Annotated in this window: 19 protein-coding genes; 10 read left to right on the forward strand and 9 right to left on the reverse strand. The window is 44.1% G+C overall.

The features are described 5' to 3' along the window. The first annotated feature begins 93 nt into the window (after nucleotides 1-93). From R7R24_RS00670 to secF, 4 genes are all read left to right on the forward strand, one after another. Entirely contained in the window at nucleotides 94-762 is a 669-nt protein-coding gene (locus R7R24_RS00670; protein WP_005385650.1) for an SH3 domain-containing protein, read from the forward strand. A 168-nt stretch (nucleotides 763-930) separates the two neighbouring features. Continuing rightward, nucleotides 931-1,410, forward strand: coding sequence for a hypothetical protein (locus R7R24_RS00675; RefSeq protein ID WP_033906372.1), 480 nt, complete (start codon nucleotides 931-933; stop codon nucleotides 1,408-1,410). Nucleotides 1,411-1,574: 164 nt separating this feature from the next. Continuing rightward, nucleotides 1,575-3,413, forward strand: coding sequence for a protein translocase subunit SecD (secD, locus tag R7R24_RS00680; protein WP_053349261.1), 1,839 nt, complete (start codon nucleotides 1,575-1,577; stop codon nucleotides 3,411-3,413). 2 nt (nucleotides 3,414-3,415) lie between these two features. Next, on the forward strand, nucleotides 3,416-4,318 hold the full coding sequence (secF, locus tag R7R24_RS00685; protein WP_054577769.1) for a protein translocase subunit SecF: 903 nt from the start codon (nucleotides 3,416-3,418) through the stop codon (nucleotides 4,316-4,318). Nucleotides 4,319-4,376: 58 nt separating this feature from the next. Here secF and R7R24_RS00690 read toward each other — a convergent pair whose 3' ends face one another. Both R7R24_RS00690 and R7R24_RS00695 read right to left on the reverse strand, forming a co-directional pair. Beyond that, nucleotides 4,377-4,643 (reverse strand): hypothetical protein, encoded by a 267-nt coding sequence (locus R7R24_RS00690; protein ID WP_005373566.1) that lies wholly within the window; start codon nucleotides 4,641-4,643, stop codon nucleotides 4,377-4,379. A 15-nt stretch (nucleotides 4,644-4,658) separates the two neighbouring features. After that, nucleotides 4,659-5,279 (reverse strand): LysE family translocator, encoded by a 621-nt coding sequence (locus R7R24_RS00695; RefSeq protein WP_021035942.1) that lies wholly within the window; start codon nucleotides 5,277-5,279, stop codon nucleotides 4,659-4,661. A 739-nt stretch (nucleotides 5,280-6,018) separates the two neighbouring features. Between R7R24_RS00695 and R7R24_RS00700 the strand changes: the two genes are divergently transcribed. From R7R24_RS00700 to phaC, 4 genes are all read left to right on the forward strand, one after another. Then, nucleotides 6,019-6,759 (forward strand): SDR family oxidoreductase, encoded by a 741-nt coding sequence (locus R7R24_RS00700; protein ID WP_005373555.1) that lies wholly within the window; start codon nucleotides 6,019-6,021, stop codon nucleotides 6,757-6,759. Nucleotides 6,760-6,771: 12 nt separating this feature from the next. After that, entirely contained in the window at nucleotides 6,772-7,980 is a 1,209-nt protein-coding gene (locus R7R24_RS00705; protein WP_005373553.1) for an acetyl-CoA C-acetyltransferase, read from the forward strand. Nucleotides 7,981-8,024: 44 nt separating this feature from the next. Then, the gene (locus tag R7R24_RS00710; RefSeq protein ID WP_005373550.1) at nucleotides 8,025-8,372 is read left to right on the forward strand and encodes a phasin family protein; all 348 of its coding nucleotides are present in this window, start codon (nucleotides 8,025-8,027) and stop codon (nucleotides 8,370-8,372) included. 66 nt (nucleotides 8,373-8,438) lie between these two features. Further along, on the forward strand, nucleotides 8,439-10,214 hold the full coding sequence (gene phaC / locus R7R24_RS00715; protein ID WP_213883397.1) for a class I poly(R)-hydroxyalkanoic acid synthase: 1,776 nt from the start codon (nucleotides 8,439-8,441) through the stop codon (nucleotides 10,212-10,214). Between the two features lie 170 nt (nucleotides 10,215-10,384). Here the strand turns inward: phaC and R7R24_RS00720 are convergent, their stop codons facing one another. From R7R24_RS00720 to napF, 6 genes are all read right to left on the reverse strand, one after another. After that, nucleotides 10,385-10,519: a TIGR02808 family protein gene (locus tag R7R24_RS00720; protein ID WP_005373546.1), complete on the reverse strand. Its 135-nt coding sequence runs from the start codon at nucleotides 10,517-10,519 to the stop codon at nucleotides 10,385-10,387. Between the two features lie 11 nt (nucleotides 10,520-10,530). After that, a complete protein-coding gene (locus R7R24_RS00725) occupies nucleotides 10,531-11,109 on the reverse strand; it encodes a NapC/NirT family cytochrome c (protein ID WP_005373542.1) in 579 nt (192 codons plus the stop codon). 28 nt (nucleotides 11,110-11,137) lie between these two features. Next, entirely contained in the window at nucleotides 11,138-11,593 is a 456-nt protein-coding gene (locus tag R7R24_RS00730; RefSeq protein WP_005389061.1) for a nitrate reductase cytochrome c-type subunit, read from the reverse strand. A 78-nt stretch (nucleotides 11,594-11,671) separates the two neighbouring features. Further along, nucleotides 11,672-14,161: a periplasmic nitrate reductase subunit alpha gene (gene napA / locus R7R24_RS00735; RefSeq protein WP_213883399.1), complete on the reverse strand. Its 2,490-nt coding sequence runs from the start codon at nucleotides 14,159-14,161 to the stop codon at nucleotides 11,672-11,674. Then, complete coding sequence (locus tag R7R24_RS00740) at nucleotides 14,158-14,466, reverse strand: chaperone NapD (RefSeq protein WP_005373535.1); 309 nt, start codon at nucleotides 14,464-14,466, stop codon at nucleotides 14,158-14,160. The genes napA and R7R24_RS00740 overlap by 4 nt, the downstream gene beginning before the upstream one ends. A 47-nt stretch (nucleotides 14,467-14,513) precedes the next feature. After that, entirely contained in the window at nucleotides 14,514-14,999 is a 486-nt protein-coding gene (gene napF, locus R7R24_RS00745; protein ID WP_005373529.1) for a ferredoxin-type protein NapF, read from the reverse strand. 247 nt (nucleotides 15,000-15,246) lie between these two features. Between napF and narQ the strand changes: the two genes are divergently transcribed. Then, nucleotides 15,247-16,983, forward strand: coding sequence for a nitrate/nitrite two-component system sensor histidine kinase NarQ (gene narQ, locus R7R24_RS00750; protein ID WP_025998659.1), 1,737 nt, complete (start codon nucleotides 15,247-15,249; stop codon nucleotides 16,981-16,983). Nucleotides 16,984-16,987: 4 nt separating this feature from the next. Further along, nucleotides 16,988-17,602, forward strand: a complete 615-nt coding sequence (locus R7R24_RS00755) for a response regulator (protein ID WP_031777156.1) — start codon at nucleotides 16,988-16,990, stop codon at nucleotides 17,600-17,602. A gap of 90 nt (nucleotides 17,603-17,692) precedes the next feature. Here the strand turns inward: R7R24_RS00755 and R7R24_RS00760 are convergent, their stop codons facing one another. Then, nucleotides 17,693-17,866: a hypothetical protein gene (locus tag R7R24_RS00760; protein WP_005373524.1), complete on the reverse strand. Its 174-nt coding sequence runs from the start codon at nucleotides 17,864-17,866 to the stop codon at nucleotides 17,693-17,695. Nucleotides 17,867-18,124: the final 258 nt, after the last annotated feature.

The following is an 18,124-nucleotide window of genomic DNA, read 5'->3' on the forward strand; positions in this document are numbered from 1 at the left end:
GTTAGTTGACCTGCTCTTTTGAGTATATACCCAAATTTCTACGACATGCGTGCTGCTGGTGGGATAAGAATAAAGAATGAAAAGGAAAAGGGCATGAAGAAAATTCTCGTCGCATTGATTGTCATGCTGTTGCTCGGCGGAGCGGGGGCTGGATACTATTTCTTCTTTATGCAGAAAGATGAACCTGAAGCACCAAAGGCTACACAAGTCGAGCAATCGTCACTGCAAAAAGAAACATCTAAACCGATTCTGGATTTAGAAGCCGTTCCCCCGGAAGTTACCGAGTACTACGTTATTGAGCGTCGTGTCAATGTTTACAACAAGCCTAACCCTAATGCTTTAGTTGTCGATACGCTCTATAAGGGAGAAAAAGTATCGGTGTTAGAAAAAGTAGATGGGTGGTACCGAATCTCCGGCTATCTTGTCTATGAAGAGGGTGGAGAAGAAAAAGCCGAATGGTTGAATGCTGAAGGGTTATCGGATGCAGAGCCAGTTATTAAAGAGCAAGAGCGCTTAGAGATATTGGATGAATACCTACAGAAGTCGGATGATTTAAAAGTTCACTTGGATATTTTCCGTAAGAAAACACAGCAATTGTTAGACGATGAAACCTGTGATCCGAGTGATTTTGAGGAGCTCGGAGGCTGGGTTCGTTCTGTGACGTTCAAAAAGCGCAACGTTTACTTCATCTATTGTGGCGGTTTGGAGCAAGAGAACAAGATCTACTTAGATGTTGATAAGGGCGATATTTTTTATCGATAACTCACGACCAATTACACTAGTTCTCTAAAGACGTTTTGATAAATGCAATAACGATGCAAACCTGAAATCAGAGATTTATAACTTTTTAGTTGTGAACCATAATCAATAGGAATACTATCAACGAGTCAAGTGACCTAACTTGGCTCTTTGTGTTTTTAGTGAGTTCCTATGTCTTGGATTTACCTTAGAAAGTTGATTTTGCTGCTATTTGCAATGGTATTGCTACCAGTGCATGTATCTGCTGCGCAAATCGACCACAAGGCTCACGTACCGCACTTTTCTAAGCTACAACCTTTTGTAGCCGCAAGTGTATCGCCAAACTCTTCCGTCGATTTTTCTGAAGTCTCAGAAGAAAGCTCTCAATCTCCAGTATCTGAAGGCCATGCAAGTCTCGATTCCGTTGCTTTGTTTAACTCTCAGCGCTGGACGTCTTACTTACGGGAAGGGCTTGATGACGAGCACGTAGATTTTGTCGGCGATCTCACGACTCCGTTTTACGCTGATGCGGGTTACGCATACAGCTTGATGGACATTAACTGGCGTCACAACCAGTCCACATTTTATCATTTCACAAGCGATCATCGCATTTCTGGTTGGAAAGAGACCAATGCCATGTACGTCGCACTCAATAGTCAGTTTTCTGCCTAAACACCATTTATTTGCACCATTGTGCACTCTTAACACGACGATTGTATTCGACAGGACGTGAGCGTTCTGAGCATTTCATACCCTGAATTTATTCTGGGAGCATCTGTCGTGTGTTAAGCCTTGTTATTAAAAGCTTCACTTCATTGTGAAGGGATGATGTTTACATGAAAAAAACACCAAAGCAGCAAAAGAACAGAAAGCTGATGAATCACTACTCAGCTTGGAAATATGTCGTATTAATCACGACAGTCATTATTTTAACCCTAAGTGCTATACCAACTTGGTTTGGTGAACAGCCTTCTATCCAGTTGACGTTTGCGGATCAAAACAACAGCGAAATGTCGGTTGTTCATCTGAATCAACTGCTAAAAACCAACCATATTTCAGCCGACAAAATCATCGAAAAAGACGGCAAAACAACCATTGTATTCGATGGTGAAGATGCGCAAAGTAAAGCTCGTGCGTTGTTAAACAAAGAGCTAAATAAAGACGACAGCATCACTTTCTCATACGTATCGGTTGCGCCAGAATGGTTAAATGAGATGGGCTTTAGCCCAATTAAGCTCGGTCTTGACCTTCGTGGTGGCGTTCAGTTCTTGTTGAATGTTGATGTGAATAAAGCGTTTGAAGAACAACGTGATGCGTTGATTGATGAAATCAAAGCGAACCTACGTGATCAACGTGTTCGTGGTGTGCAAGTTCGAGCAGAGAGCGGCAACCGAATTACGGTAAACAGTGACAGCGAGCAAGCATTGTCGGAAGTGAACAAGTTCTTGCGTCAAAACTACCCGGGCTGGATTTCAAAAAGTTCATCTCGTGGCTTTGTGCTTGAACCGAGTGAACAAAATATCCAAGAATTTCAATCGTCGACTCTTCAACAAAACCTGAAGATCATGCGTGGTCGTATTGAAGAACTTGGTATCACAGAAGCACTAGTGCAACGCCAAGGTAAAGAGAGCATTCGAATTGAACTCCCTGGTGTACAAGATCCTGCTCAAGCGAAAAACGTTATTGGTGCAACAGCAAGCTTGGCGTTTTATGAAGTGAAAGATGCGAGCCAAGCACACAGCAGCCAAGATCTTGTTCTTCAAGATAATGATGGTCGTACTGTGATTTTGTCAAAACGACCAGTTCTAACGGGCGAGCACATCGTGAACGCTCGTGCTGGTGTCGACAAAATGGGCATGTCAGAAGTCAATATTTCTCTTGACCACGCTGGTGGTAAGAAAATGAGTGACTTCTCAGCAACTCACATCGGCAAGCCAATGGCGACCGTTTACCGTGAATACAAAACAAACGATCGCGGTGTAACTGAGCGTAGTGAGCGCGTTATCAGCGTCGCGACTATTCAATCTCAGCTTGGTAGCCAGTTCCGTATTACTGGGGCAGGTAGCATGGACGATGCGCAGCAGTTGGCGCTATTGCTTCGCGCGGGGTCACTGACCGCGCCGGTTACTATTGTGGAAGAGCGAACAATCGGTGCTTCTCTGGGGGCAGAAAACATTGAAAACGGTTTTGCAGCACTGGCTTTAGGTATGGGACTAACACTGACCTTTATGGCACTTTGGTACCGCCGCTTAGGTTGGGTAGCAAACGTGGCGCTTTGTGCCAACATGCTTTGTTTGCTTGGCTTAATCGCCTTGTTACCAGGAGCGGTTCTAACGCTTCCGGGTATTGCCGGTTTAGTGTTAACCGTCGGTATGGCAGTAGACACCAACGTTATTATCTTTGAACGTATTAAGGACAAAATGCGTGAAGGCCGCAGCTTCGCTCAAGCGATTGATCTTGGCTTTGACAGCGCATTCTCGACCATCCTTGATGCCAACATTACTACCATGATCACCGCCGTGATTTTGTACGCCATCGGTAATGGCCCAATCCAAGGCTTTGCCTTAACACTCGGATTAGGTTTGTTAACCAGTATGTTTACAGGCGTATTTGCCTCTCGAGCAATGATCAATTTAATTTGGGGCCGCGATGCCCGTCGTGATGTGAGGGTTTAATCATGGTCGAAATGCTAAAACAAAATATTCGTAAAATTCGCTACTTTACTACGCTAGTTTCCATCATTTTAACGGTGATCGCGATCGTCGCTCTAGGCTTTAAAGGGTTGAACCTAGGTTTGGACTTCACTGGCGGTATGGTGACAGAAGTAAAGGTAGATAAGCAGCTAACTAACCATGATCTGCTTGACGTTCTGCAACCAAAGCTTGGTGAATCTGCGTCAGTGACACGCTCTGGTGAAGATGGACGTTGGGTGATTCGTTACTCTGCGCCGGAAGATGGACAAACGTTGCCAAGTGTAGAAGAGGTGTTGAAGCCAATCTCTCACCAAGTTGATGTTGTCAGCAACAGTATAGTTGGCGCTCAAGTTGGGCAAGACTTGTTTGAACAAGGTGGCTTAGCATTGTTGATTTGTGTGTTGAGTATTCTCGGTTACTTGTGTTTCCGTTTTGAGTGGCGTTTGGCCAGTGGTTCACTGTTTGCTTTGGCCCATGATGTGATCTTAGTGCTTGGTTTTTTTGCAGTTACTCAAATGGAGTTCAACTTAACCGTTTTTGCAGCGGTGTTAGCAATTTTAGGTTACTCATTGAATGACTCTATCATCATTGCAGACCGAATCCGTGAGCTGTTGATTGCGAAACAGAGTTGGAAAACAGAAGACATCAATGACCAAGCTGTTATCGCGACGTTTTCACGCACTATGGTGACATCTGGTACGACATTGATCACTGTTGGTGCATTATGGATTATGGGAGGAGCGCCTTTGGCTGGTTTCTCAACCGCCATGTTTATTGGCGTTCTGTCGGGGACATGGTCTTCGATTTCGATTGGTACTGTGCTGCCTGAGTGGTTGAAACTGGAGCCGAAACATTATCTTCCAGTTGAGATCGACGCTGCGCCGTAGCATTATTTTTAAGGTAAAAGTGCTTGCGCCACTCATCTTGAGTGGCGCTTTTTTGTGCTTATTTCACGCGCATCAAGCGATGTTTCACAAGTCCCAAATCGAACTCTAAGACTTGTGAGCGCTTCATTGCTTCGACTTTATTCAACATTGGCTCTTGGTAGCCTTTCTTCTTCATCCACTGAAGAGGTACAGAGAAAGCATCTTCATTAACGACATAAGACTCGCCTTTATGCTCACCGCTATAGACGTTCACAACCCAAACTCGGGCTTGAAAGTCCAATACTTCACCCATGACTTTAGCGATTTTATTCAGAATATTTTTCATTGTTTCCAGTTTGCCTTAGCTTAGTAGCAACCAGACACCAACTCCCATCATTAAAGTGCCTGCGATACGGTTCATTAGACGTACATTCTTAGACTGACCTAATACGTGTTTCAACCCTTTACCACCAGTAGCGTACAGAGACATGCAAATGAACTCAAACAGTAAAATAATGGAGACAAGTATGATCAGTTGCGGTGCAAGCGCTGCGTTTTGGTCTATAAAAGGCGGTAAAAGAGAAATCATAAATGCCCAGCCTTTTGGGTTTGCGATTGCGGTAACGAAGCCTTGCATGATCAGTGCGATATTGTCACTCTTTGGTGTTTCTAAGTTGTCGACATTAATCGCAAGTTTCCCTCGCGATCGCCACATTTCAACACCAAGATAGAGTAAATAACCGCCACCAATGAACTTTAACGCGATAAACATCCAAGGATAATTGAGCATAATCGCAGCGATACCTAACACCGCAGAGACTGACACCAGCGCAACACCGAGAAGTTCTCCTATCATCATCCATAACGTGCGACGATAACCGATACTCATACCTAACGTTAGGGCGAGAGTCATGCACATACCAGGCGTGATTGAGACAAAAAAGAAAGTAGGGATGAACATACTGAGCAATGCAAGATTCATATCTGTTGATGATTTAGTGATTAAAGAGAAGCCACAAAGATAGTGCAAAGTGGAAAAGGATGCTACTACAAAGCGAACGATTACTTTCACTAGTAGCTAGTTGATGTTCTTCGAATATATAAATTTAAAATGAAATTATATTTTAATCTATGCGTCATAATAGTGCGTATTGCACCAGTATGAGACAAGCTCTTATATCATTTTTAGATTAAATATATTTAATTTATTATATTTTATCGGTATTAATCATCACTGTATTAAAATAATCGAATTGATAACTAAATTATCATTAAATACAGTAATTAAATGATATGTTTGATAATTATTTTTACTGATAATTGAATTATTATTCTAATCTCAAGTTTGTTGTAATCATATAGGCTTAAAATTCAGATCTTAAATCATGACATAATGTAACGTCTACCATTCTGTATGTAAGTACATGATATTTAATAATTATGTTTCTATTTCTGTTGGTGTGGCTTTTGTGGAAGTGTGATTTAAAACAATGACTTATGTAAAATTAACCATTTTATAACATTTCACGGGTAATGAGATCTAAATCAATCTTATGCAATTGGGTGAGTTTTTTATTTGAAATGTAATATTTCTAGGTTAACTTAAAATAAAGGCAGCACGGGATTGGTTGTCAAAAGAATAAATAAACACGTCAGTTGGTGAACTATTTCATCAGTGTATTAAGTTTGCTTTTTAAATGCCGTTAAGAATGGAGTCTTCAATGAAGAAAGTCGCTTTGATCACTGGATCAAAAGGCGGAATTGGTTCTGCTATTTCCTCTCAATTAGTCAATGACGGTTACCGTGTAATCGCTACTTATTTCACAGGTAACTACGAATGTGCGCTGGAGTGGTTCAACAGCAAAGGGTTTACCAAAGATCAGGTTCGCCTTTTTGAGTTGGATGTAACAAACACGACAGAGTGTGCAGAGAAATTGGCGCAATTGCTTGGGGAGGAAGGAACCATTGATGTTGTTGTCAACAACGCAGGAATCACACGTGATGGCGTGTTTAAAAAGATGACTGCGCAAGCTTGGAATGATGTCATCAATACCAACCTCAATAGTTTATTCAACGTTACGCAACCCCTCTTTGCTGCAATGTGCGAAAAAGGCGGTGGTCGTGTCATCAATATCTCTTCAGTCAATGGTCTTAAAGGGCAGTTTGGTCAAGCAAACTACTCGGCGGCGAAAGCTGGGATGATCGGTTTCTCTAAAGCCTTAGCATACGAAGGTGCTCGCTCGGGTGTGACAGTTAATGTTATCGCTCCGGGTTACACGGGTACGCCAATGGTTGAGCAAATGAAGCCAGAAGTGCTGGAATCCATCACGAACCAAATTCCAATGAAACGTCTTGCGACACCAGAAGAAATTGCAGCATCAGTGAGCTTCTTGGTCAGCGATGCGGGCGCCTACATCACCGGAGAGACTTTGTCGGTGAACGGCGGCCTATACATGCACTAAGGAGAGAAGATGATGGAAAAAGTATTTATCGTAGCGGCGAAGCGTACTCCAATTGGTGCTTTTGGTGGCAGCCTGAAAAATACTTCTGCTGGCGATCTGGCAGCAGTAGCGATTAAAGGCGCGTTGGAAGCGGCAAAGTTGCCTGGCGACAAGGTTGACGAAGTGATTGTTGGCAACGTTGTTGGTGCAGGTCAAGGAATGGGTGTTGGCCGCCAAGCGGCACTGTTTGCGGGGATTCCTGAATCTGTTCCTGCATATGGCGTAAACATGGTTTGCGGTAGTGGCATGAAAACGGTCATGGATGCCGTGTCCCATATCCGTAGTGGCGATGCTGAGATCGTTGTTGCAGCGGGTGTTGAAGTCATGTCTCAGATTCCATTTGCTGCACCAAGCAGCATTCGTGATGGCAACAAAATGGGCAATCTGGAACTGAAAGATCTGCTCGTAGCGGACGGTTTAACCGATGTTTACAACCAATATCACATGGGTGTGACGGCAGAAAACGTAGCAAAACAAATCGGCTTAACTCGCCAGCAGCAAGACGAATACGCGCTGTCTAGCCAACAGAAAGCGGTAGCCGCTATCGAAGCTGGCAAATTTCAAGACGAAATTGTGCCAGTGGAAGTAAAGCAACGCCGTGAAACCGTGATGTTTGATACGGATGAATACCCAAAAGCGAACGCGACAATGGAAGCCTTAAGCAAGCTACGTCCTGCTTTTGACCGCGAAGGCACTGTGACTGCGGGTAATGCATCAGGCATTAACGATGGCGCGAGTGCGATTATCGTGGCGTCTGAAAGCGCAGTTAAAGCGCATGGATTAACGCCGCTTGCTGAGATCGTAAGCTATGCGCAATCGGGTCTTGATCCGAAGATCATGGGCCTAGGTCCTGTTGAGTCGGTCAATAAAGCACTCGAAAAAGCAGAACTCAGTGTACACGACATCGACGTTTACGAGTTAAACGAAGCATTTGCAGCGCAAGCACTTGGCGTGATTCATCAGTTGGCGGAAACAAACCAAGTTCCAGTTAACGCGATTCAAGATAAAGCGAACTTTAACGGTGGTGCTATCGCGCTAGGACACCCGCTTGGTGCTTCTGGCAACCGAATCTTAGTCACGCTGGTTCACGAGCTTCATAAGCAAAATGGTCAATATGGCGTTGCTTCACTTTGTGTGGGCGGCGGCATGGGCACGGCTGTGGTTGTAAAGACAGTTAAGTAATTATTTAAACGGACATTTTTAATTCTTTCTCTAGGAGACAAACCATGTACACAGATTTCTTCAAAACATTTAGCGATCAAACTGAAAAAAATCTAGAACCTTACTTGAAGTTCAACAAGCTAGTGACAAAAAACGTAGAAGTGTTGACCGAGCTTCAATTGAACGCCATTCGCACATACAGTGAAGTGGGTCTAAACCAGATGAAAGCAGCGACAGAAATCAAAGACGTAACGTCATTGACTGCTTTCAACAGTCAGCAACTAAGCGTACTTACTAAACTTTCTCAACAAATGATGGATGACAGCAACAAGCTTCAAGCGATTGCAAAAGAGTTCAAAGAAGACGTTGAGAAAATGACTTCGGAAAATCTAAAGACTGTTACTCCAGCGTAATTTGTCCGATTCTCGCCGCCCCTAGATTTGGGCGGCGTTGTTTTTTCCGAATATAGGAGTAAGACTATGTTTCAACACTTCTTTTCGGACTATCTTGTGAAGCTTCAGGAAACCAATCATCAGTGGTGGCATGATTTCGAAGTGAACAAGGCAGTCGTGAACTCTCCTTTAAACAAGGCCATGCAAGAAGTGAACTTTGAGGATACTGCCAAACTGTTCGAACAAGCTGCGAATCAGCCTGCTGCGATTTTAAAGCTGCAAGCACAGTGGTGGGAACAGCAGCTGCAAATTTGGCAGAATGTTGCATTGGCAGGGAACCAAGCACAAATCGTCGAAGCTGAAAAAGGGGATAAGCGTTTCTCAAACGAAGCGTGGCAAAATGAAGCCATGTATAGCTTCATCAAACAATCCTACCTTTTATTTAGTAAGACCTATCTGGACACCATCGAGTCTTTGGAAGGCTTAGATGAAAAGACGAAAGAACGTATTATTTTTTTCTCTCGCCAAGCCATTAACGCCCTTTCTCCTTCCAACTTCATCGCCACTAACCCAGAGCTTTTGAAGCTGACACTTGAGCAAAACGGTCAAAACTTACTGGCAGGCTTAGAGCAGTTGAAAGAAGACGTTGAGTCGAGCGCAGACATTTTAAAAATTCGTATGACGAATAACAATGCATTCCGCGTGGGCGATGACGTTGCGACGACACAGGGCAATGTGGTTTTTCAAAACGAATTGTTTGAGTTGATTCAATATCGACCTCTAACAGAGAAAGTGAATGCGACGCCGCTGCTCATCGTCCCGCCTTTCATCAATAAATACTACATCCTTGATTTAACGGCAAAGAACTCAATGGTTCGATGGTTGTTAGAGCAGGGGCACAGTGTATTTATGATGTCTTGGCGCAATCCAGGCAAGGCACAAGCGCACATAGAGTTTGGTGACTACGTGACAGAAGGCGTAGTGAAAGCCGTCGCTGCAATTGAAGATATAACAGGACAAGAACAAATCAATGCGGCTGGTTACTGTATTGGTGGTACTGTTTTAGCAAGCACGGTTGCGTACTACGCTGCAAAACGTATGAAGAAGCGCATTAAGTCTGCCACTTTCTTCACCACGTTGCTCGACTTCTCTCAACCAGGTGAAGTCGGCGCGTATATCAATGACACCATTGTTAGTGCAATTGAAGCGCAAAATAACGCAAAAGGGTATATGGACGGCCGTTCCTTAAGCGTGACGTTTAGTTTACTGCGTGAAAACAGCTTGTACTGGAACTACTACGTAGACAACTACTTGAAAGGCAATAGCCCAGTCGATTTTGACTTGTTGTACTGGAATAGTGACAGCACCAACGTCAGTGCCGCGTCTCATAATTTCTTGCTTCGTGAGCTCTATTTAGAGAACAAGCTGGTGCAAGATAAAGGCGTCAAAATTGGTGGAGTATGGATTGATCTAAATAAGATCAAAATTCCTAGCTATTTTGTGTCAACGAAAGAAGACCACATTGCGTTATGGCAGGGAACTTACCGTGGTGCGCTGAACACGGGTGGTAACAAAACGTTTGTCCTCGGTGAGTCTGGTCATATTGCGGGCATCGTGAACCCTCCAGCTAAAAATAAGTATGGCTATTGGTTGAACGATAATTTGGATGACTCTGCTGATGAGTGGTTGAATAACGCGGAACACAGAGAGGGATCGTGGTGGACACACTGGAACGAGTGGTTACTCCAATTCAACCCTAAAGAGCAAGTTGAGCCTTTCCCTATTGGCTCAGAAAACCATCCGGTTATTGATGAAGCGCCAGGACAATACGTCAAACAGGTTCTGCCAGTAAAAGAATCTTAAACAACTCCCTATAGCAGTAAATCTTAGCGGCCTTTATGGTCGCTTTTTTTATGTATGATTGCTTGTTTATTGTTGGCAAGTACCATTGAGCAATAAATAAAAAGCGCCGAGCATTTGCTCGGCGCTCAGTGTCAACAAATAGGCTAGTTGACGAGTAGAGATGCGTTACGTTACACCTCTTTATCCTTACCAAATGACAGCAGCCAGAGAGAGATTGCTGCTACCGCCACAAAGCCGGAAAGAATAATCACTGGCATAGCACTGTAGCCAAGGATATGCCAAATTACAGATTCTAATGTACTCATGGTAAGTCTCCTTAGTGCCAGCCTTCAACGCCGCTCATGTCTGGTAGTTTGTGCGCAATACCTTTGTGACAGTCTACACATGTTTTCTCGCCTGAGGCTAGAGCGGTGGAGTGCTGTTCTGCCGCACGTGATCCTTGCTGAGAGTAATCCATGAAATCAAACTCATGACAGTTACGACATTCAAGAGAGTCATTCTTTTTCATACGTGCCCACTCTCGTTCTGCGAGGTGTCCACGACGCTCTTGGAACTTCTCTGGCGTATCGATCGTCTTCGTTACGAAGTGTGCAAATAGCTCTTTAGATGCCTGTACTTTACGAACGATCTTATCCGTCCATTCATGAGGAACGTGACAGTCTGAACAAATCGCACGAACACCAGAACGGTTGGAGTAGTGAATTGTTTCTTGAATTTCAGCAACGATCGGCGCGTGACAGCCAGAACAGAATTCTTCTGTGTTGGTTGCTTCCATACCTGTGTTGAATGCGCCCCAAAATAGAAGGCCACCAGCGAAGCCTAGAAATAAAACCACACCAGCGGCAGCTTTACTCGGGCTCGACAGTCTCTTCCAAAACGCTTTAAGTATTTTCATAAGTAACCTCTTAGTACTCGCGTTTCAATTACTGAAGCGAATCGACTGCCTTAAACTCGTTTTCCACTAGTGGTTTTGCATCCGTTTGTGGAACGTGACATTGCAAACAGAAGTAACGACGAGGAGACATATCTGCCAGTACCGCATCTTCTCTGTTTACATAGTGCGTTACGCTAATTTTAGTCGCACCTGACTCTTTTGCATTTTTCCAGCTATGGCATGCAAGACACTTGTTAGCATTTAACGAAATTTCGTAGTGACGAATGCTGTGTGGGATCAACGGTGGTTGATAAACATAGCTGTCTTCAACAATTTGATCTTTAGGGAAGTCTTTGAACTCGTCTGCTGGACGCGTATCTTCCAATTGAGACATTCCACGTAAAGATTCTAGACCACCAATACCACCTGGATTATCCAACTCAGCTTGCGCAATGCCTGTCACTAACGCACCTACAGATAAAACTGCGACAAGTAATTTTTTCATCATTTCATCTCCGCCTTTATGGCTTAAATTCTTTATTAGGCCGCCATAATGACGGCCGTAGCATTCAGTATCTGAAGGTTAAGCAATCTTAGTGATTTTGACTGGGCACTTCTTAAAGTCTGTCTGTTTAGACAGTGGATCAGTCGCATCTAGGATAAGCTTGTTAATCAAAATACGTGCATCAAAGAACGGTACGAATACCAAACCTTTTGGCGGACGGTTACGACCGCGAGTTTCAACACGAACGCGTACTTCACCGCGTTTGTTTGCCAGGAGTACTTCTTCACCACGACGAACATTGCGTGCTTTTGCGTCTTCTGGGTGCATGTAACACACTGCGTCTGGTACTGCTTTGTATAATTCAGGTACACGACGAGTCATGGTGCCTGTGTGCCAATGTTCAAGAACACGACCAGTACATAACCACATATCAAATTCATCGTTCGGTACTTCTGGTGGCGCTTCGTATGGCGCGGAAATGATCTTCGCTTTGCCGTCAGCATTGCCGTAGAAGTCCCAACCAGAGCCTTCTTTCGCGTATGGGTCTGAACCTTCTTTAAAGCGCCACTGTGTTTCCTTACCATCAACAACAGGCCAACGTAGACCACGTACTTGGTGGTAGCGGTCGTATGGAGCCAAATCATGCCCGTGACCACGGCCAAATGTTGCGTATTCCTCAAACAGACCTTTTTGAACATAGAAACCGAAGTGGTGAGCATCGTCATTCAGTTCACGAGCTTCTTCGATAGGGAATTTGTCGACGTTACCATTGCGGTAAAGTACGTCGTACATTGTTTTACCACGGTATTGAGGCGCTTTCGCTAGAAGCTCTTCAGGCCATACTTCTTCCATTTTGAAGCGTTTCGAGAACTCCATTAGTTGCCAAAGGTCCGATTTTGCTTGACCGACTGTGCCCACTTGTTGGTACCAAGCTTGGGTACGACGCTCTGCGTTACCGTAAGCACCTTCTTTTTCAATCCACATAGCGGTAGGAAGAATAAGGTCTGCTGCTTGTGCTGTTGCTGTCGGGTATGGGTCAGACACAACGATGAAGTTTTCTGGGTTGCGGTAACCTGGAAGACGCTCTGTGTTGATGTTTGGACCGGCTTGCATGTTGTTGTTACATTGAACCCAGTAACAGTTCAGAACGCCGTCATTCAGCATACGGTCTTGCAATACGGCGTGGAAGCCAGGTTTTGGTGGAATCGTACCTTCTGGCAGTTTCCAGATGTCTTCTGCAATCTTACGGTGTTTAGGGTTAGCAACCACCATGTCCGCTGGTAGGCGGTGAGCAAACGTACCAACCTCACGAGCGGTACCACATGCTGATGGTTGGCCCGTTAGTGAGAATGGGCTGTTCCCCGGAGTCGAGATCTTACCGGTTAGTAGGTGGATGTTGTAAACCAAGTTATTCATCCATACACCACGAGTATGCTGGTTCATACCCATCGTCCATAGAGACATCACTTTCGTGTTTGGATCCGCGTATTGCTTCGCAAGCTCGATAAGCTTCTCTTTCTCAACACCAGAGATTTCAGATGCTTTTTCTACTGTGTATGGCGCTACTGATTTCTTGTACTCTTCGAATGAGATAGAAGTGAGTTTGCCAGAGTTCGGGTTCTTCGCTGCTTTTTGTAGCGGATCATCGTCACGTAGACCGTAGCCGATGTCAGTGTCTGCTTGAGTGAAGTTCGTGTGTTTGTTCACGAAGTCCCAGTTTACTGCATCGTTTTCGATGATGTAGTTTGCGATGAAGTTAGCAATTGCAAGGTCAGACTGAGGATTGAAAATGTAGCCGTGGTCTGCCAACTCAAATGAACGATGGTAGTAAGTAGAAAGCACGTTCACTTTAACGTGAGGGTGGCTTAGGCGGCGGTCAGTAATGCGAGTCCATAGAACCGGGTGCATCTCTGCCATGTTTGAGCCCCAAAGAACGAAAGCGTCTGCGTTCTCAAAGTCATCGTAACAACCCATTGGCTCATCGATACCGAATGCGCGCATGAAACCTACAACGGCAGAAGCCATACAGTGACGAGCGTTTGGATCAATGTTGTTTGATCGGAAGCCTGCTTTCATTAACTTTGACGCAGCGTAGCCTTCCATTACTGTCCATTGGCCTGAGCCAAACATACCTACGCTTGTTGGGCCTTTTTTCTCGAGGGAAGCTTTCCATTTCTCAGCCATGATGTCGAAAGCGTCATCCCAAGAGATAGGTGTAAATTCACCATCTTTGTGGAATTTGCCATCTTTCATTCGTAGCATCGGTTGAGTTAGACGGTCTTGACCGTACATGATCTTAGAAAGGAAGTAACCTTTGATGCAGTTCAGACCTTTGTTTACTGGTGCTTCTGGGTCACCCTGTGTTGCTACCACTTTGCCGTTTTGAGTGCCAACAAGAACAGAACAGCCTGTACCACAGAAACGACAAGGTGCTTTGTCCCATGTGATTTTGGTTTGATCAGAGCTTGCAATCAGGTTGGCTGCAGATGCTGGTAGTGTCACACCTGCGACAGCAGCAGCTGATGCAGCCGCGTTTGCTTTCACAAACGCACGTCTTGTCATTTTCATACTTCACCCTCGATTTGGGAATGTTGTGTTCCAGTGTCTTCTTCATCCGTTTCTTCAAGCCCAGTTTCGATTTGGTGATAAACCAATACCGTGCTTAAGACGTTCGGTAAATTATTAATGGCATCGATAGTGTCTGTGATGAAACCTTGGTTCTCAGTTTCAAGTACGACGATAATCTTGCCTTCAGGACTGTCACCATAGATTTCCGCATTTTCGTGTGCTTCTATCTTTTGTTTGATTTCGTCCAAATGTTCCGGCAGCACATGTACTACCAAACTTGAAATATGCACTTCATTTAGTGACATATAGCTCTCTCATTTATTTTTATTGCCTTTGGCCGACGACATTCGGCTTAGGCTGTTGTATTGCTCACATTGATGGATGAAGTCGGGCACACTGAAACACAGGCGCCGCAGCCGTTACACTCATCAAGGTCTAAATTGGGTTGTGCTACTTTCCCCAGTTCTAATTTGAACTGAATTGCCATCGGGTCGCACATATCCCCACAGCTTCGGCATTCGACATTTTGTTTTGCTAAGCAGTTATCGTTGATACTTGCTTTTGCTTGCCAAGGTTGTTCTGTTTCTGGCAAGAAAAGGGGCTCAGGACAGGCGTTTGCACATTGATAGCAAAATGTGCATTCATCGATGGAAAAATCGACCGAGGGGAATCCGCCATCACTTTTGGTTATAATCTTTGTTTCACAGGCCTCAATGCATTTACCGCAGCGAGTGCAATCGTCCGTAAACTGTTGCGGTTTAGTTAACCAAGGCAAACGTACGGCGTTGTCGGGGTGCGCTTTTCTTGCAAAGAGTCTTCTTCTGGAAAGGTCTACCACTTAGTCACCTCGAAACTTGGAACCCAAACTAAGCATAGTCCACAATTTTCATTAATAAACTGTCATTTAAACTAACGAAATTGTAGTTTTTGACATATTTGTATAAATACCTCTTAGGGGGTAAATGGTATGCAATATTGTTTTGGATCAATAAATTCCGTCGCAGGTGATCACATATTGATAAAGTTGAAAGGTAATGGGTTCATTGCACGTACAAATAGGATTGTTAATGGGCGAGGAACTCAGATTGTTTAAAAATGTGAAAAAGTCGGTGACGCGCACGATTGCGTCCGCAATGCTTCTTATTTTGCTGCTCTCAGTTGCTACGACTGGTTTTGCGATTTTTACGTTAGCGTCCAGTTTGAACGATGCTGAAGCCGTCAATGTTGCTGGCTCGATGCGAATGCAAAGCTACCGTCTAGCGAATGATATTCAGGTTAAATCTGTTGACTATTCTTCACATATTGACGCATTTGAAAATTCGATATATTCACCTTCAATGAAAGCGCTTCAGCATTGGTCTGTGCCAGAAGACATCACTCACGATTACTACCGTCTTATTATCAGATGGCATGAACTCAAGGCGGTGCTTAGAGGAGACAACCCGGCAGAATATCAACTCCTAGTGGCCGGTTTTGTTGAACAAATCGATGAGTTTGTATTTAAGCTACAAAGCTTTTCGGAGCAAAAACTGATTAACTTAGCCTGGATCGGCGGGTTAGGGTTGGGTGGCATTCTTTGTGTCAGTATGTTTGTCGTTCATTTTGTGCGCCTCGAAGTTGTTCGGCCTCTGCGTGCTTTAGTTTTTGCTAGCGAGCAAATTAAAAATCGCTCATTTAATATATCGCTCAATGTATCCAGCGATAATGAAATGGGAATACTGACTCGAACCTTTAATCGGATGGCGACAGACCTTGGTAAGTTGTACCGAGGATTAGAACAAGCGGTTGATGAGAAAACACGTAAATTGCAGCATGCCAACCAGTCTTTAGAGGTGCTGTATGACTCGTCAAAAGAACTCACGGCGTCGCGTATTAATCAAGACAATTTCCAGGCGATTTTGCAGCATATCGTCAGTCTTGAGGGCATTAAAGCGGTCAAACTTGAAATCGAGCAGCTGGGAGAACCGAGCTGGATATTGATGGAAGGAGAAGAATGCTGCCAAGATTGTGATGAAGATTGCCACGGTAAAGCCCTGATGCTAGATGGTGAGCACTTGGGCTATTTATATTGGAAAGCAGGGTTACCTTGTCCGAACGAGGCTCTTATTGACAACTTCGTGCAGATTTTATCACGCGCCGTGTATTACAATCGGGCGCAGCGCCAAGCAGAACAAATTCTGCTGATGGAAGAGCGAGCGACTATTGCTCGGGAGTTGCATGATTCATTGGCTCAAGCACTCTCTTACTTAAAAATTCAGGTCGCTTTGTTAAAGAGAAGCGTAAAGAACTTGCCTGACGAAAAGGCGATCGCGCAGGCTAATCAAGTTATTGCTGAGCTAGATACGGGCTTATCTGCGGCTTATACGCAGTTACGCGAGTTACTGACGACGTTTCGTCTTACGATTAAAGAGGGCAGTTTTGGCCAAGCATTGCAAGACATGGTTGAAACGCTCAGTGAACAAACTGCTGCAGACATTACGCTAAAAAATAGACTTTCATCAACTGAACTGGATGCACATCAGCAGGTTCATTTACTACAGTTGATAAGAGAAGCGGCAATTAATGCTATCAAACATGCGCAAGCAGATAATATTCACATTCAATGTCTCGATAATGATGGAAAAGTCACAGTAACCGTTAGCGACGATGGAATAGGCTTTGAACATCAAGACGAAAAATTAAATCATTACGGTATGAGTATCATGCAAGAGCGGGCCGCTAGACTGCATGCCGATCTGCACATCGAAGCATCGATAAACAAAGGTTGTACCGTAAAATTAGAATTCCAACATAGTAAGGAAGTAAACAGTGACAGTGTGTAAAGTAATGCTGGTGGATGATCATCCACTCATGCGAAGAGGTATCCACCAGCTTTTAAGCTTTGAGCCTGAGTTTGAGGTCATTGCAGAAGCAAGTAATGGCGCGGATGCAGTAGCGAAAGCGCATGAGCTGGAACTGGATCTTGTACTTCTTGATCTTAATATGAAAGGCATGTCTGGCCTTGATACTTTGCAAGCACTGCGTGCAGATGGCTGTGAAGCCAGAATTGTCATTCTAACCGTTTCAGATAGCCCAGCAGATATCGAAGCAATAGTTCGAAGTGGTGCCGATGGCTATTTATTGAAAGACACTGAGCCCGATGAGTTGGTTGAGTTGCTAAAACAAGCGCACCAAGGGGACAAGGCATACAGCCAAGAAGTTTCTAAGTATTTGAGTGAACGTTCAGAGCAAGAGGACGTGTTTGATACACTGACCGATCGTGAATCGCAGATCTTAAGAGAGGTGGCAAGAGGTTTCCGCAACAAGCAAATTGCCGATCGTCTTTTTATCTCTGAGTCTACGGTTAAAGTACATATGAAGAGTTTACTTAAAAAGCTTCAAGTTCCTTCTCGTACTGCAGCAACCGTCCTTTATCTTGAGCGCTTTGGCGACATCAAATAACATTGTTGGATTTGAATCTGTAATAATAAATAAAATCAAACAGTTATATTGATTCTGACGAATAAAAAAACCGCCTGTTAGGCGGTTTTTTTACTTGTCTGGGCGAATAGAGTACAAGTCACTGTTGTGCTTACCACACTCCAAATAGTACTGATAAGCCACTTTTTTGCTTTCAGCAATGACTCTCATGCAGTGCATTTTCCCCTGTTCAAAATATCGAATCTCATATTCTACACTGGTATCAAGTTGCTCAGCGGCTGCCATACTTCGCCTCCATAAACCATCCAAAAAACATCCATGCAAATTATATGCCGTTATAGGGAGCGTCGTTCGGTACGTTTTTTAGCCGATAATTGCGCTCTAACTCACTTTTTTGCGGATAGCTGTGATCAAAAAGTTAATTTCAAACTCTATATATTATTAAGGTGGCAATCAATATTTGTCACACTGGTGTAAGTTTGCCGCAATACTAAGTGATACAGGTTGAGTATAGAACTTAATCAACAGAAAAGGGAATACGAA

This window comes from Vibrio sp. 704, from assembly GCF_033339295.1.